Source organism: Tenacibaculum singaporense (genome assembly GCF_003867015.1).
Taxonomy (GTDB): domain Bacteria; phylum Bacteroidota; class Bacteroidia; order Flavobacteriales; family Flavobacteriaceae; genus Polaribacter; species Polaribacter singaporensis.
Map to the genome: position 1 here is coordinate 662,690 of NZ_CP032548.1, position 15,004 is coordinate 677,693.

At 31.6% G+C, this 15,004-nt stretch carries 16 protein-coding genes; 12 read left to right on the forward strand and 4 right to left on the reverse strand.

All coding sequences use genetic code 11. The features are described 5' to 3' along the window. Positions 1 to 40: 40 nt before the first annotated feature. The 12 genes from D6T69_RS02995 (at position 41) to D6T69_RS03050 (ending at position 11,517) form a co-directional block, all read left to right on the forward strand. A complete protein-coding gene (locus D6T69_RS02995; protein ID WP_125066383.1) occupies positions 41 to 2,029 on the forward strand; it encodes a beta strand repeat-containing protein in 1,989 nt (662 codons plus the stop codon). Positions 2,030 to 2,207: 178 nt separating this feature from the next. Further along, positions 2,208 to 3,464: an autotransporter outer membrane beta-barrel domain-containing protein gene (locus D6T69_RS03000; RefSeq protein WP_125066384.1), complete on the forward strand. Its 1,257-nt coding sequence runs from the start codon at positions 2,208 to 2,210 to the stop codon at positions 3,462 to 3,464. A 218-nt stretch (positions 3,465 to 3,682) separates the two neighbouring features. Further along, positions 3,683 to 4,282 carry a hypothetical protein gene (locus tag D6T69_RS03005; protein WP_125066385.1) on the forward strand — a complete coding sequence of 200 codons (600 nt, stop codon included), beginning with the start codon at positions 3,683 to 3,685 and terminating at the stop codon, positions 4,280 to 4,282. Between the two features lie 10 nt (positions 4,283 to 4,292). After that, positions 4,293 to 7,043, forward strand: coding sequence for a hypothetical protein (locus D6T69_RS03010; protein ID WP_125066386.1), 2,751 nt, complete (start codon positions 4,293 to 4,295; stop codon positions 7,041 to 7,043). An 8-nt stretch (positions 7,044 to 7,051) separates the two neighbouring features. Further along, positions 7,052 to 7,594: a hypothetical protein gene (locus D6T69_RS03015; RefSeq protein ID WP_125066387.1), complete on the forward strand. Its 543-nt coding sequence runs from the start codon at positions 7,052 to 7,054 to the stop codon at positions 7,592 to 7,594. Between the two features lie 51 nt (positions 7,595 to 7,645). Continuing rightward, positions 7,646 to 7,852, forward strand: a complete 207-nt coding sequence (locus tag D6T69_RS03020; protein ID WP_125066388.1) for a hypothetical protein — start codon at positions 7,646 to 7,648, stop codon at positions 7,850 to 7,852. Between the two features lie 47 nt (positions 7,853 to 7,899). Beyond that, complete coding sequence (locus D6T69_RS03025; RefSeq protein ID WP_125066389.1) at positions 7,900 to 8,094, forward strand: hypothetical protein; 195 nt, start codon at positions 7,900 to 7,902, stop codon at positions 8,092 to 8,094. After that, a complete protein-coding gene (locus tag D6T69_RS03030) occupies positions 8,094 to 8,450 on the forward strand; it encodes a hypothetical protein (RefSeq protein ID WP_125066390.1) in 357 nt (118 codons plus the stop codon). The genes D6T69_RS03025 and D6T69_RS03030 overlap by 1 nt, the downstream gene beginning before the upstream one ends. A gap of 281 nt (positions 8,451 to 8,731) precedes the next feature. Then, the gene (locus tag D6T69_RS03035) at positions 8,732 to 9,103 is read left to right on the forward strand and encodes a hypothetical protein (RefSeq protein WP_125066391.1); all 372 of its coding nucleotides are present in this window, start codon (positions 8,732 to 8,734) and stop codon (positions 9,101 to 9,103) included. Positions 9,104 to 9,252: 149 nt separating this feature from the next. Then, positions 9,253 to 10,098, forward strand: coding sequence for a helix-turn-helix domain-containing protein (locus D6T69_RS03040; RefSeq protein ID WP_125066392.1), 846 nt, complete (start codon positions 9,253 to 9,255; stop codon positions 10,096 to 10,098). Positions 10,099 to 10,493: 395 nt separating this feature from the next. Then, positions 10,494 to 11,051, forward strand: a complete 558-nt coding sequence (locus tag D6T69_RS03045) for a carboxymuconolactone decarboxylase family protein (RefSeq protein ID WP_125066393.1) — start codon at positions 10,494 to 10,496, stop codon at positions 11,049 to 11,051. 103 nt (positions 11,052 to 11,154) lie between these two features. Further along, complete coding sequence (locus tag D6T69_RS03050; protein ID WP_125066394.1) at positions 11,155 to 11,517, forward strand: cupredoxin domain-containing protein; 363 nt, start codon at positions 11,155 to 11,157, stop codon at positions 11,515 to 11,517. A gap of 76 nt (positions 11,518 to 11,593) precedes the next feature. Here D6T69_RS03050 and D6T69_RS03055 read toward each other — a convergent pair whose 3' ends face one another. The 4 genes from D6T69_RS03055 to D6T69_RS03070 form a co-directional block, all read right to left on the reverse strand. Beyond that, the gene (locus tag D6T69_RS03055; RefSeq protein ID WP_125066395.1) at positions 11,594 to 12,649 is read right to left on the reverse strand and encodes a class I SAM-dependent methyltransferase; all 1,056 of its coding nucleotides are present in this window, start codon (positions 12,647 to 12,649) and stop codon (positions 11,594 to 11,596) included. 198 nt (positions 12,650 to 12,847) lie between these two features. Further along, a complete protein-coding gene (locus D6T69_RS03060) occupies positions 12,848 to 13,270 on the reverse strand; it encodes a hypothetical protein (protein ID WP_125066396.1) in 423 nt (140 codons plus the stop codon). Positions 13,271 to 13,285: 15 nt separating this feature from the next. After that, complete coding sequence (locus tag D6T69_RS03065) at positions 13,286 to 13,504, reverse strand: PLD nuclease N-terminal domain-containing protein (protein ID WP_125066397.1); 219 nt, start codon at positions 13,502 to 13,504, stop codon at positions 13,286 to 13,288. Positions 13,505 to 13,689: 185 nt separating this feature from the next. Further along, entirely contained in the window at positions 13,690 to 14,982 is a 1,293-nt protein-coding gene (locus tag D6T69_RS03070) for an aminopeptidase P family protein (protein WP_125066398.1), read from the reverse strand. Positions 14,983 to 15,004: the final 22 nt, after the last annotated feature.

A 15,004-nucleotide genomic window follows, 5' to 3' on the forward strand; every position in this document is an offset into this window, starting at 1 on the left:
TTTATCAAAAATAACTTAAAAATGATAAAAAAGAACAAAAATGAAACAAAACAAAGAAACCTTAAAACAATTTTTTGAAACAGGCGATAAGCCAACACAACAACAATATGCCGATTTAATTGATAGTTATATCGATGCAAAACAACCTGAAGGAGAAGCAAACCGAAGGTTTGTAATTGATGAAACAGGAGAGGTAAGTGTAGCTTCTGAGCAGCAAGTTCCTGAATATACATTATCTCCCATTTCTGGAACTAACACGGTTGATTTATTAAAAGACGGAGTAAGTGTATCACAAATTGACTTAACGCTGTATTTAGACAATACGAATTTAGCACGATTAGTATCAGGAACAGTTGATGCTAATGGGTTAGCGACATTTGTTCGTGATGATAACTCAACTTTTACAGTAGATTTGAGTAACTTAAAAGATACTGTTCCTCAATATCAAGCGGGAACAAATATTACGATTGATACTACAGACCCAGATAATCCTATAATAAAGACCTCAGATGCATTTGTTAATCAGGTTCAAAACATAGAAACTACGTTAACTAATAAATTAGATGTTAACGGTAATGGAAGTCAATTAACAAACGTTGATGCAATGACTATAGGAGGTAAAGATGCAGCAGATTTTGTTGACAAAACATCTAATGAAACAATAACAGGAACTAAAACATTTAATACAGGAACTGCAAATCCAAATATAGTTTCAAATGTTTCAGTTGATGGACAGATAGGTTTGAGTATGACTAATACAGCTTTTTCAGCTAGCATATATACTCAAAATGATGCTGATGGAAATAACATATATTCTTTAAATAATTTGGATGGTGAAGGAATGGTTTCTGTTAATGAAGGCACAGGAACAGGAGTTTATTCAGAAAACAATTCTACAGGGATAGGAATTTATTCTAATAACCAATTAACAGGTACAGGAATAGACTCAGAAAACTATGGAGGAGGAATTGGGATAAGGTCTTACAATGGAAGTTCAATAAATTCAGGTATATATTCTATAAATGCTAGTGAAGGTACAGGTATTAAATCGTTTAATCAAGGTAATGGTGATAGTATTGTTTCTGATGCAGATGTAACAGCGGATGGTTATAATTATGTAGGACAAAGCCAAGGCACAAACACCTTTACTGTAGATAAATTAGGTAATATAGATACAGAAGGAGAAGTTTATAGTAAAGGAATAGTAGTTGATCCATTAGGTACCACTTCAGGAATAGCAGGCTCAAACTTTACCGTTAAAAAGAAATCAACCTCTACTAGTACCAACGCTTCTCAATTTATTGATGTAGATAGACAAGCTTCTTCAACGCCTTCTAATACAAATACTAACACTTTTGGCTTGGTAGCCAGAGTTGTAAATAATTCTACAGTTGAAGATGCAGGGGTTACTGGAAGTAACTTAGTGGGGAGAAATTCTAGCTCTAGCAACTTTAATTTTGCTTATGGAACTAAAAATACAGGAGAAGCTTCAGGTAATGGTGACGGAAATTTTGTTGTTGGTACAACTAATGATAGTAAAATTACAGGTGCTGCAACTATTGATTATCTAAGAGGTATTAGCTCATCAACAATTATAGATAACACTGGTGCTACTGCTAATTATATGCAAGGAGAGCATAATTCATTAGTCTTCACAAACGGTTCAGTAGGGGAAGCAAGCGTAATGTATCTAGATATAGATGGAGGTTCAGCTACAGTAACAGGTGATTTAGCTTATATAAGAGCTGGAAACGATGCTTTACCTACTGTAAATGGAAATTCTTATTTCATCAAATCAGAAAGTACATTACCTTCTGAATTTGCAGGAAGTATAAGTACAAGTAAATTAACTTCTACATCAATAAACACAACACCAGTAACTTTCGCTAATTTACCTTCTTCACCATCTGCAGGAGATATAGCAACGATAACAGATGCAGGTTCAGTAGCGTATAGAGGAGTTGCATCTGAAGGAGGAAGTAACATTGCTTTAGTAATGTACGACGGAACAAATTGGGTATATCATTAAAATTATACCATATAAACTACTTTGTAAAAAAGATTAGAGCAGTGGCAGGTTAATAAATACATTAGAACCCTTGCTTGAAGAAAAAGAATAAAAAACACAAAAGTTTAGTCGCTAGCATTCGTTTTTAGCGCCTCTTTTTTATCAAAAACAAATTTAAAAACGATAAAAAAGAACAAAAATGAAACAAAACAAAGAAACTTTAAAACAATTTTTTGAAACAGGTGACAAGCCTACACAACAACAATATTCCGATTTAATTGATAGTTATATCGATGCAAAACAACCTGAAGGAGAAGCAAACCGAAGGTTTGTAATTGATGAAACAGGAGAGGTAAGTGTAGCTTCTGAGCAGCAAGTTCCTGAATATACCTTATCACCTATTTCAGGAACCAATACCGTTGATTTATTAAAAGACGGAGTAAGTGTATCACAAATTGATTTAACACCATATTTAGACAATACCAACTTAGCACGATTGGTATCAGGAACCGTTGATGCCAATGGGTTGGCAACCTTTACCCGTGATGATAATTCTACTTTTACGGTAGATTTAAGTAGTCTATCAGGAGGAGTCAATGGAAATTTTGTTACGATTGATACTAATCAAACAATAACAGGTGTTAAAACCATTGGGTCAAGTTTATATACAGAATATATTCAAAGTAATGACTCTGTAAATGCGGCAAAAAATATAACTTCAGGAGGAAGGATTAGGACAGGAGGAAATGCCTTAGATTTTACTGAGTCTGGAAATGCAGGTTCAGCCACCATTGAGGCAGATATTGTAGGGAGCACAGTTCATACACTTCAAGGTAAATCTGGTATTATAGCTCATTTAAATGACATCCCACAACTACAAGCAGGTTCAAACATTACGATTGATGCTACAGACCCTCTACAACCTATAATTAATGCGACAGCAGGCAGTGGAGGAGCTACCGATTTATCATATGATGCAGCCACAAGAACGGTAGCTTCTAGCACAGGAACAGATGCAGTAATTCCTCTAGCAGATGCCACTAATGCAGGCTTACAAAAAGCAAATTTTTATGAGGAGGGTGCTTTTACTCCAGTACTTGGAGGAGGCACTTATACTAATGGTAGTACTACTGGCTCATCTTATGTTAGAATAGGTAATTTAGTTCATTTGTATTTGCAAATACAAAATATAAATGGGACAGGAAGTACATTAGATTTAAACATAGGTGGTATGCCTTTCCCTGCATCAGCTTCTGGTTACTGGATTTCTTCAAATATGACTCTTTTTAATGGAAGTAATTATGCAAATCCAGATAAACTATTAGTAGATTTCAATGTAGGTTCTGGAACGCTTAGATTTAGAGAATTAAATGGCTCTTATATTGAGAATGTTAATTTTTCTAATGGAGAAGTTAGGTTGAATATAACTTATAGAACTAATATATACACCCCATAACCAACAACCCAAAAGTTTTAACCACTAGCATTTGTTTTTAGTGGTTCTTTTTCTAGTAAATTTTAGTGTTTTGTGTCATTTCGACAAGGTACGAGGAGAAATCTCATTTTTATGTGATTTCTCGTTACGCATTCTTCGCTCTTTGAACTGACAAACATTTTTCTAATACCAGTTATGATTTCAAGTTGTAAATGGTATAAAACCTAAAACAAAAAAGCATGAATTTTTTTAATCATAAAACCGATAGGTTGCTATTGGGTGTCATTATAGTGTTGTTATTTGTCAATCTTTTTAATAAAAGAAACCAAAAAGTAGCACCTCAAGAACCTAAAATAACCGTGGGAAAAGACACCGTTTGGCAAACTAAAATAGACACGTTTAAGGTGCAAACCATTAAATACCAAAAAGTGTATGTCCATAAAAATGATGTCACCAAGATTGTAAAAGACACCATTTTTATCAAAGACACTAACGACTATGTAGCCGCAAAAATATACCGAGATACTTTAAAGAATGCCGATGTAGAAATTTATAACTACGATTTGGTAAAAGGAAAATTGTTAGATAGTCAGTTATCGTATAAACTCAAAGTACCCCGAGAAATAACTATTACCAAAACGATTGAGCATCCAAAAAGCTACAGAAGTGGCTTGTATCTCTTTACCGAGATAGGAGGAAACCCACAAACCTTTGACAACCTCAGTTTCGGACTGCAATACAACCGAAAAGGAAAATGGTTTGCTAGTTACCGAGTAAACATCAACCAACTCAATCAACCTACCCATAATGTAGGTGTAGGTTACCGATTGTTGAATTAAAAGAGAAAGAATGAAAAAAATTATAGATATAGAAGATTTACTTGAATATCTGAAAATACCAGAATTCAAAGAAAAAGGAAGCCAAGAAGTAATCTTAAAAAAAATTACACAGCAAGCATCTTATGAAGAAGAAGCGATGCAAATACGAGTTTTTCAACAAGCATACAAGGAAGCTAGTATACCTCAAACCTTGTATATAGATGAAAATAATGTGGCTTATACATTGCATGGATTTAGTTCGGGAGAGGTTTTTTATAAAAACATTTCTTATGATAAAGATGATAGGGTTTTTGATAAAGAAGAACTAGCTAACCTTAAAGAAGTACGTATACCAGATGAAATATTTAACCAAGGATATGAATTTTATATAAACGAAGAAAATCATTTAGTAGCGGTAATTTTTGCTACCTATGCTAGTAGTTCTAATGATTATATAAGCTATAAGCCCAGTACTTTTTTATATGTAAAAGAATACACACCTATAGTAACGTATCATTATACAAATGTATATGGGGAATCTGCTAATGAAAAAATAAAAATAGAATCTGAAAATACAGGGGGGCTATTGCACCGTTTTCCAATTTTGTCCAGAAGTGGTGCAAGAGGAGAATATACTTATCAATTATCATATTATTATAAAAAAGATAGCAATGAAGTTAGAAGAGTTGTACCTGCTGAAGAAGATTATCCTTTTATGGGGATACGAATTCACTTTAAAGACTTAACAACGGTATTAAGTTTTTTAAACCAAACCATCTTTTATTATTACGATGAGTTTAATGATTTCAGATCAAAATGGCGCAGCTATTTTTTAGTAGAAGTTACAGCACATATAGTAGGGATTTTAAATAGAAGTGGAGCCGACGCAAAAAAAGTAGCATTAATATATCACTTATCACAACCTTTATACGATAGGTTTGAAGGGAGTGCCTCTTTGTGGAACACCTTAGAAATTTTAGCAAAAGGATATGTCCGTAATAATTTAAGTATTAATGATGAAGATTTGATACTAAAGCTGTTAAAAATTATTTACCACAGATACACACATAAACAGGTAGAAGAAACATTTGGCAATAGAGTTATTAAAACCGAAAAAGAAAAACAACATATAGCAGGTATTAATAATGAATTTATTTCCAATTTAATTACCAGAAAAGTGGATGGCAAATTATTGTTATATAAGCTTGTAAAAGGGCTAGATGGAGAGCATTTTCAAACCTATGTGTATTTTATTTGGAAGATCTGGAAAAGTAGTTCTTATGCCGATATTAATCCTGAAACTAATAAGCTAATCAACATTACTGAAAAAAGCCCCGTATTATTAGATTACCGTTCTGATACAGCCTTAGGATTTCATTATGATAATGCGCAAATAAACTGGAAAGGAGAAAAGGAGGAAATAGATGTTAAAGTTAGAGTTAAAGTAGGCAGCAAAAAAGTACCAGAACTAATTAATATTGGAGATGATGGTAAATCTAGGTTTATAGAAACCGGTCGTACAGAAGTAGTAGATGATTATCAATCACAACAGTATTTCTATCATCCTTTTGCGCCTATTGTGTTGATAAATAGCAAAACACCGAAGTTTATTTTAAAAGAAGGAGATGATTCAGACACATTATCCTTTAAATTACCTGCCTTTGTATTATTTGCTAATAACGAAACGGCTTTTTGGCAAAATGTATTAAAAGGAAGCCAGTACTTAGTAGATATTATAACCACTGTTTCTGGGATAGGAAACATCCTTAAAGCTGGTCGTATTTACAACCTATTAAAAAATGGTAAAACCTTATTGTATAAAACAAAACAGTTAACAGCTTTAATAGGAGCAGCCAGAGCAACAACAGGGATCATAGAAGTAAGTTCAGGTACGGTAAATACCTTATTAAAACTTACAGAACTAGATGATACCGGATTAGGAAAAACAACTTCTAAGTACTTATTTTATTTAGAAATGTTATCTCTAGCGGGTGAAGCAACCGTGTTTTTAAAAAACAAGTTATCTGCAACTGCTAAGGAACTTGTTGAAAACCCTAAATTCACTAAATCTTTAGATGATTTGGTTAAAAAAGGAGAGATTGATGAAATTTTGAAAACTAGAGTGTTGGAAGAGCTTTCAGGTGTTAAGCTTTTAGAGACTACTCTTAATATTAGTCCTTTTATTGCTAAATTCTCAAAGAAACTACCAAAAGCATTAGATAATGCACCTTTAGAATTGAAAAAAGTAGAAGATTTGATTCTGAAAAAAGTAGGGAAAATAAAAGAAATTGAAGATCAATGGGAGTACGCTTTTATCTGGAATAAACAAGGACATTTTAAAACCTCTAGACCTTTCACATCAAAGAGTAATGATGAAGTATTAATTAGTAGGGCTTTTGGTGAAAAGGAAAAAATGACTATAGACAGAATTAGAATGTTAAAGGGAGCCATTATTACACATAACCACCCAAATTTTTCTAGGTTTAGTGATGATGATATAAAAATTTTTTTAAAATACGGTTTAAATGAATTGAGGGCTATAAACTTAGATGGAGTAGTTTATAGTTTGAAGCTTAAAAAAGGAAAAAGTTTTGAGAAAAATGAAATTATTAAAATTTATGATAGTTTAGCAGTAGCAAGAGAAAAGTTTGTTCTTGAGAATATAATGAAAACTCAATATTTTGAAGAGAAGGTAAAATTTCAATTAAAATATGAACGTTTTGAAGAAGAATATATTTTGAGTAAAATTAAAGACAAAATTGAATACATTATTTACAAATAAAATAGATTATGATAACAGATAAAGAATTAACAGATTGGTTATTTTACCAATCTCCATTGAAACATGCGCTTGATACAAATGAATATGTTGACCCCAAATATTTAGAATTAAATTTTCCTCATAGAGAAGTTTTTAAAAATAAGCTTTTAAGTTGTTCTTTAAAAGATTTTGTAGGTACATTAATTTGGGTTTTAAAAGATAAATATCCTTGGGAGTATAGATATATTAAAACAGGGCAAATGCAATGGGACGAAAAAAACAGAGAATTAATTGAAAACACAAATATTAGAGAGCTTCAAGATATTTACCCTTTAGAGTTTAATGAAGAGGTAATTGGGTATTTAAGGTCACTTAAAATTAGATTTAAGACTCCTCAATTGAATATTCATAGTTGGATAGAAGAAGTAATTGAAGGAAAGATATATACAAAAGAAATTGTAGGAGAAGTAACAAAATATATTTTTACAGATTCTCTCACAAAAAATATTGAAGCGACAAAAGATTATATTTTAATTAATATATATGAAGAAAAAATAGATGAGTTTTTATAGTTATAAAATTAACCACCTGATATTGGGTGGTTTTTCTTTTTCAATATCGATATGAAAACAGAAGTAAAAACATTACTAAAGGAAATGATAAAGTATTTGAGAGCCCCTAAAAATATAGAGAAGGATGGCTATTTAGAAGAGGCCTTTTCTTTTATGAAGGAAAAAGGAGGAATTTACCATTTAGTTGCTAAATTAATTAATTGGCTTGACCCTGTTTTGTTAAATCTTCCTGATGTTGATTCTGAAAAAATGAACTAAGAGGTAATGAAGGGATTGATTATGAGAGTTCTATAAAGGAAATGAAAATGTTTTTTAAATATTGCCCTGAGTTAAACCATATTTTTAAGTTGAAAGATGAAATTATTTATTTCACCCCTGAGTTAACAGCAGAAGGTAAAAAAGAAATTAGGGATTTTGTTGATAAAAATAGGGAGAGAAAAGTAACCAATTTCTATATACCAGCAAAGAAATATGATTCTAATGAAAAAACAGAGAAATAATGATAAAAAGATATGTATATTCAGGGTATATAGAAGTAGATTATAATTTGTTAATTTCTTTACTAAAAGAATTATTAATAGCATCTAAAGTAAGAGATCGTTATGCTTCTGATATAGAAAAAGAAATAAATTATAACGATGAGAATGTGGATATTTATATTCATGAAGATGGACATCGGGGTTTTATTTTCGATTGTGAATTAAAAGGGACATTTGAAGAAGCAAATAAGTTTATAGATACTTTAACTAAGAGGTTTAAAGTGGAAAATTTAAAGCATCAATTTGAATGGAACGAGATTGATAAGGAAGATAATCAAATAGGTGAAGAATATGAAATAGTATTTCCAGAAAGATAATAATGAAAAAAGGAGTATAATTTTAAAAGAGGTCAATCAAGTTCAAAACTAAAGAGAGATGGGAAGCTTTTTTATATTAAACAAATTATGAAATTAGATTTTAACCTAGATTTTTTATACTACAAAGGAGAGTTAATTTTAGATGGTAGAGATGAAAAAAAGAAGAGCTTAGACCGGACTCGATTAAATTTAAAAAATATGTAAAAGAAACAAGCATTGAAAATCTAGTAGAGTTACTTATATTAAGTTATACTAAAAGATATGCAAATGATATTTACTGGTTGACAAGGTTTATAGGAGATTTAGATAATAATATCTCATATCCAGAAGAGCTAAATGAAGATATTGATTTTTATTTAGAAGAAAAGGAAATTAGTAAAGAAGGTATTACAAAAGTTGTTTTTAAAAAATATGATGACATAGATAAGAATTGTTATTACACAGAGTGGATGTATTTTGAATTTACTGATCAGCATAATATAAATAATTTAGTAGAGTCAATAAAAAAAGGGCTCCAAAATGTTACTTATTCGCAAAGACAAGAAAGTTCAGATGTAATTATAGAGCCTAAAGATAGTGCCATTTTAAAAATAACTGTTTCTTCTAGTTCATTAAGAGTAGATTTAAATCCTGATAAAAGGGAAAGTATATAGAGGGTTTTAAATTTCACTATAAATTACATTATTAAAATTCGTTTTAAAAACCGAATCATAAATTATTCGGGTTTTAAAGCGAATTTTTAATTATAAAAAACTTGTCAGCTCTCTCCATTTTTTTCGACAAAGGAAAAAACTATGCGTAAATGGCGGTACAAGATATTCAAAACTATTCCTATCAAAATATTTTTTCGTTACAAACAGTTCAGTTTGAAGAATTATGTGTGGTAAACTCACCACAGCAAATAGATCAATATAAGGTGTTTTGGATAAAAGAAGGAAAAGGGAGGTATAATATCGATTTTAAAAGTTACTCTTTTGAAGATGGGGTACTGTTTTTTTTATCACCAGGACAAGTTTTTTCAGTAGATTCAGAAAAAATTAAAGAAGCCTATCAGCTTAGTTTTACAAGAGATTTTTATTGTATTCAAACACACGATGCTGAGGTGTCATGTAACGGAGTATTGTTTAATAATATATACGAAACACCTTTTGTAGTACCTTCAGAAAAAGAAACGCAAAAATTAGATTTTATTCTTCAAAACCTAATAGAAGAGTTTGAGTTAGAAGAAACAGCGCAATACGATATGCTACAATCTCTTTTAAAACAGTTTATTGTATATTCTGTACGTATAAAAAAAGAAAAAGATGTTGTAAAGGAGAGTGTAGAAACCAAGCTTTTTAAAGATTTTAGCTTATTGGTAGAACAGAACTTCAAAAAGATACACCGAGTTACAGGATATGCTTATCGGTTAGGTTTATCACCAAAATCACTAACAAAACACCTTCAAAAAATAGGAACACAAACTCCTAGTGACTTTATAAAAAATAGAATTATTACCGAAGCAAAAAGATTGTTGTTGTACACAGATGATTCTATTAAAGAAGTTGCTTTTGATTTGGGATTCAACGATCCTGCCTACTTTTCTCGGTTTTTTACCAAAGCTACTGGGCAATCGCCAAAACAATTTAAAAGAAGCTATAGCTTATAAAAGAAAAAACCACGCAACGCGTGGTAAACTACACAACTAATAAAGTTTTTTGTTACACTAATACAAACAACCTTTTCGACGCCTTAAAAGTACAGCTATAAAGGTGTTGTTACGTTACCTGTATTTTACGAAACCATGAATAAAAAGCTAGTTTTTTGTAAGAAAAATGTTAGCAAAAATAGCTTGTCCAAGTTTTAAGAACCTTTGTCCATTTTTTAAGGTCTATTCCTGTCGCACCTTTGTATCAGAATTCAAAAACAACGAATTATGAGAACAGAAATTAACCAATGCCCTAATTGTTGGGGATATCAAGAATACGATGAGCAGTTTCCTGAAAGAGAATTATGTAACTGTGAAAAAACAAACTAAAAAGACAACTTTAAAATAGTAAAATTATGAGTACAAGAATTGAAACTTTAAATCCAGAAACCACAACAGGAAAATCAAAAGAATTGTTTGATGCAGTTCAAAATAAGTTAGGATTTATTCCAAACCTAATTAAAGTAATGGGAAATTCACCAGCACTTTTACAAAGCTATCTAAACTTGGGAGAATTAAATGGAAGCGGGAATTTTTCAAACAAATTTAGAGAGCAATTAGCTTTAGTTATAGCAGAAGAAAATGAATGTAACTACTGTTTATCAGCACACACGGCAATAGGAAAAAACAATGGCTTGTCAGAGGAAGAAATTGAACAAAACCGACAAGCTGAGGCTTCTGATACTAAAACCAAAGCAGGTTTACAATTTGCACAAAGTGTTACAAAAAACAAAGGAAATGTAAGTTCAGCAGAAATAGCTGAGGTAAAAGCAGCAGGATATAACGACGGAGATATTTTAGAAATTGTATTAAATGTTGTAGCCAACACTTTAACAAACTATGTAAATCACATAGCAGAAACTGAAGTTGATTTTCCAAAAGTAGAAGCAGGAAAATTCACACAAAATGCATAAAAAACGAATAGCTCTTGTAGCCTTATTTACAAAGTGTAGTTATGGGGTTTTAGGTTACAGAGCTATTCATCTATAAAAAGTAAAACCATAAAAATCAATAAAAATGAAAAAAGTAGTAGCTATTTTAGTATTATTAGTAGGGTTAGCATTTACAGCAAATGCACAAAAAGCAAAAACCATTTCTTTAGAACAAACAAAAGGAAAATTCACTCAAAAATCGTTATCCCTTTCAGAAGGAACCTATGTTTTTGAAATTTCAAACAAGAATGTAGGACACGATGTAGGGTTTGTATTAGCACCTAAAGGAAAAACAGAAGAAAAGCACCATATAAAAAACGCATATGTAACTTCTTTAGTAAAAAACAACAGTAAGTCAAGTTCTAAAAAGGTAACCTTAACAAAAGGGGAGTACGTGTACTTTTGTCCGTTGAATCCAACACCACAATACACTTTAACAGTGAAGTAGTATCTAAAATTGATTAATAATAGAAAAAGAGCCCTACACAGGGCTCTTTTTATTTTTTTTAGAATAAAGGCTTTTATTAAGGTCTAGCTTCTAAAATAAGGTTAAAAGGATTTTGTGTTGCTAGTCTAAACTGAGTAAATCCCCCTCTGGTAGCAACATCTTCTAATCTTTTTTGACCTGCTTGAGCCCCTAGCGCAAGCCCAACTTCTTGATTTAAAGAACAAGGAGTACAAATAGTAGTTGAAAAAGCATAGAAAGCACGCCCAACAGGGTTAAGGTTGTCTTTTAATTCGTCATTTGCAAAAGGTTCAACAATCATACAAGTTCCATCAGGTTTTAAAGCTTTTTTTACATGTCTACAAGCACCTACTGGATCTCCCATATCATGTAAACAATCAAAAAAACAGACAAGATCATAATCTTTTCCAGGAAAATCTTTAGCGGTGGCTACTTCAAAAGAAATATTATCAACTCCGGCTTTTTTAGCTTTTTTCTTTGCTTTTTTTATGGATTCATCATGAAAATCGTACCCAACAAAAGTAGAATTAGGAAAAGCCTTTGCCATTATAATGGTTGAAGCAGCATGACCACATCCAATATCGGCAACTTTAGCGCCTTCTTCTAACTTTTCTACCACTCCATCTAATTCAGGCAGCCAATTTTGAATTAAATTTCCTTCATAAGAAGGGCTGAAGAATTTTTCGGTACCACAAAATAAACAGGTATTATGGTCTCCCCAAGAAATTCCTTTTCCAGTTTTAAAAGCTTCTTCTACTTTAGGTTCGTCATGATATACAGAAGAAACAGCATAAAACCCACCTGTCATAAAAACAGGACTTTTACTATTACCAAAAACAGCCGTTTGTTCAGGCGTCATATAAAATTTGTTATTGTCCGCATCATACTCTACATATCCAGATGCAGCTTGAGTAGCTAACCATTCTCTTACATACCTTTCAGAAGTATTTGTTTTTGTGGCTAATTCACTAGAAGATAAAGAATCAGATTTAGAAAGAGATTTGTACAATCCAAGTTTGTCACCTATAGTAACAAGAGGTCCATTAGCGGCGGCTCCCATTTCAGTAACCACTTTGCCTAATAAATCGTGTAGTTTAGTTTCGTTTAGTTCCATAATTAACAGTTTAGTTATTTTTAAATCAGCTAATGAGCATCAATATGTTAATTATAAAAAGTACAGAAAGATAGTTGAGAGACTCATTAGTTATATGAGGGAGAAGAGCCTAAATAAATATTTTAAATTGAAATAAACAAAGGAAAACCCTGCTAAATAGTAAGGGTTTTTACTGTTTTTAATAAGATGACATTTTATTTATTCAACACGTGAAAACATGCTTCCTAGTCCGTCGTAATTATTATCGGAAATCTCTAAGATGTTAGGTTTTGTAAGTCTAATGATTCCTGAGAGTATAATTCCAGAAATTTGTTGGTCACCAGATAGTTGTATAAACCTTTCTTCTTTATTAGAATAAATAGCTTTTTTCATTGTTAAAGTATAGGTGCCTTTAAAAGTCTCTTTGCTATCTTCAAAAATTGAAAACTGATAGTTTTTTTCTAAGGTAAGCTGTACTTTTTTACCAAGTGATTCAGGAGTTTTATGAATATGGTTTCCAAAACCACCATCGGTATTGGTCCAATTCCATGTTCCGACCAAATCGGAATTATCAAATTTGTTAATTTGGCTAGAAGCACACGAAATTAGTGCAAAAGCAAATATGTAAAGTAGGTTTTTCATGGTGAAGGGTTTTGTTTACTCTTTTATTTTTTGTTCTCTTCCAATTAGGAAATATAAAACAGCACCAAAAAAGTTAGCTAATAAAACAATGAGAATCCAAACAATTTTATTGTTTCCTTTAAACTCACTTTTTAAAATATCAATAAGGGCAATAATTGTTGGAATAATTCCAAGTAAAATAATTAAGATTAGAATCAGCTGCCATACTCCAATCATTTCTATATAAGTCATCATCATAACAATATTTTGAGTACTAAAAGTAGTAAAAAAAGTTAACCTTTGGGAATTGAAAGAAAAAGATTCCTCCTCCTTTGTCGTTCGGAATGACAGTAAAATGGTTTGTCTTAAGAAGAAAAAACGTCATTAAAATTTCCAAAAAAAGGAGTTTTAATGACGTTTTAAAAGTATGGGAAATGATACTATTTATTCATAATATCTTCTATTTCGTCAGCTTCAATAGGTATGTTGCGCATTAAGTTGAAAGGTTCCCCTGTTTCTTGAACAACAACATCATCCTCTAAACGAATACCAAAGCCTTCATCAGGAATATAAATACCAGGCTCTACCGTAAATACTTGATTTGCTTGCATTGGCTCATGTAACAATCCGTAGTCATGTGTGTCTAAGCCCATGTGGTGAGAGGTACCGTGCATAAAGTATTTTTTGTATGCTGGCCAATTTGGATCTTCGTTTTGTACGTCAGCTTTGTCTAATAACCCTAAACCTAATAATTCCGAAGTCATTAATTTACCAACTTCAATATGGTACTCAGCCCAAAGAGTTCCTGGAACTAACATTTTTGTAGCGTCGTTTTTTACACGGTTAACAGCATTGTATACCGCTTTTTGCCTGTCTGTAAAACGACCAGAAACAGGTATGGTACGTGTCATATCCGAAGAATAGTTTGCATATTCAGCTCCAACATCCATTAGTAATAAATCACCTGCTTTACATTGTTGGTTGTTTTCAATATAGTGCAATACGTTGGCATTGTTACCAGAAGCAATAATTGGCGTATAAGCGAATTTTTTAGAACGATTTCTAACAAATTCGTGAATAAATTCTGCTTCAATTTCATATTCCCAAACACCAGGTTTTACGAAATCTAATACACGTCTGAATCCTTTTTCAGTAATATCACAAGCAGTTTGAATTAAATCAATTTCAATTTGATCTTTTACCGAACGTAAACGTTGTAAAATTGGGTTACTTTTTGCTACTGAATGTGCAGGATATTTGTTTAATAACCATTTAGTAAAACGAGCTTCACGAGTTTCAGTTTCAACACTAGCACGGTAATGTTCGTTTGTGTTAATATAAACCGTATCGGCTAAAGCCATCATTTCAGCCAATACTTTTTCTAAATCTTGCAACCAGTGTACGTTTTTAATACCGCTAGTTTCTAACGCTTTTTCTTTGGTTAGTTTTTCTCCCTCCCAAACAGCAATATGCTCATTAGTTTCACGTAAAAATAATACTTCACGTAAATTTTCTTTCGGACAATCAGGGAATAAAACTAATATACTTTCTTCTTGATCAACTCCACTTAAAAAGAAAATATCACGGTGTTGTTCAAAAGGTAACGTACTATCAGCACTTACAGGATATATATCGTTTGAGTTAAAAACAGCTAAACTATTTGGCTTCATTTGAGCCATAAAGTTTTTGCGATTCTTTATAAATAACTGGCTATTTATTGCATGGTATTTCATAATGATTCAATTAAATTGATAA

Bases quoted from the DNA above. Each gene is read 5' to 3' on its own strand.
- D6T69_RS03000 (WP_125066384.1), top strand. From the start codon at position 2,208: ATGAAACAAAACAAAGAAACTTTAAAACAATTTTTTGAAACAGGTGAC.
- D6T69_RS03005 (WP_125066385.1), top strand. From the start codon at position 3,683: ATGAATTTTTTTAATCATAAAACCGATAGGTTGCTATTGGGTGTCATT.
- D6T69_RS03040 (WP_125066392.1), top strand. From the start codon at position 9,253: ATGGCGGTACAAGATATTCAAAACTATTCCTATCAAAATATTTTTTCG.
- D6T69_RS03010 (WP_125066386.1), top strand. From the start codon at position 4,293: ATGAAAAAAATTATAGATATAGAAGATTTACTTGAATATCTGAAAATA.
- D6T69_RS03025 (WP_125066389.1), top strand. From the start codon at position 7,900: ATGTTTTTTAAATATTGCCCTGAGTTAAACCATATTTTTAAGTTGAAA.
- D6T69_RS03060 (WP_125066396.1), bottom strand. From the start codon at position 13,270: ATGAAAAACCTACTTTACATATTTGCTTTTGCACTAATTTCGTGTGCT.
- D6T69_RS03055 (WP_125066395.1), bottom strand. From the start codon at position 12,649: ATGGAACTAAACGAAACTAAACTACACGATTTATTAGGCAAAGTGGTT.
- D6T69_RS02995 (WP_125066383.1), top strand. From the start codon at position 41: ATGAAACAAAACAAAGAAACCTTAAAACAATTTTTTGAAACAGGCGAT.
- D6T69_RS03020 (WP_125066388.1), top strand. From the start codon at position 7,646: ATGAAAACAGAAGTAAAAACATTACTAAAGGAAATGATAAAGTATTTG.
- D6T69_RS03015 (WP_125066387.1), top strand. From the start codon at position 7,052: ATGATAACAGATAAAGAATTAACAGATTGGTTATTTTACCAATCTCCA.
- D6T69_RS03065 (WP_125066397.1), bottom strand. From the start codon at position 13,504: ATGATGACTTATATAGAAATGATTGGAGTATGGCAGCTGATTCTAATC.
- D6T69_RS03045 (WP_125066393.1), top strand. From the start codon at position 10,494: ATGAGTACAAGAATTGAAACTTTAAATCCAGAAACCACAACAGGAAAA.
- D6T69_RS03070 (WP_125066398.1), bottom strand. From the start codon at position 14,982: ATGAAATACCATGCAATAAATAGCCAGTTATTTATAAAGAATCGCAAA.
- D6T69_RS03050 (WP_125066394.1), top strand. From the start codon at position 11,155: ATGAAAAAAGTAGTAGCTATTTTAGTATTATTAGTAGGGTTAGCATTT.
- D6T69_RS03030 (WP_125066390.1), top strand. From the start codon at position 8,094: ATGATAAAAAGATATGTATATTCAGGGTATATAGAAGTAGATTATAAT.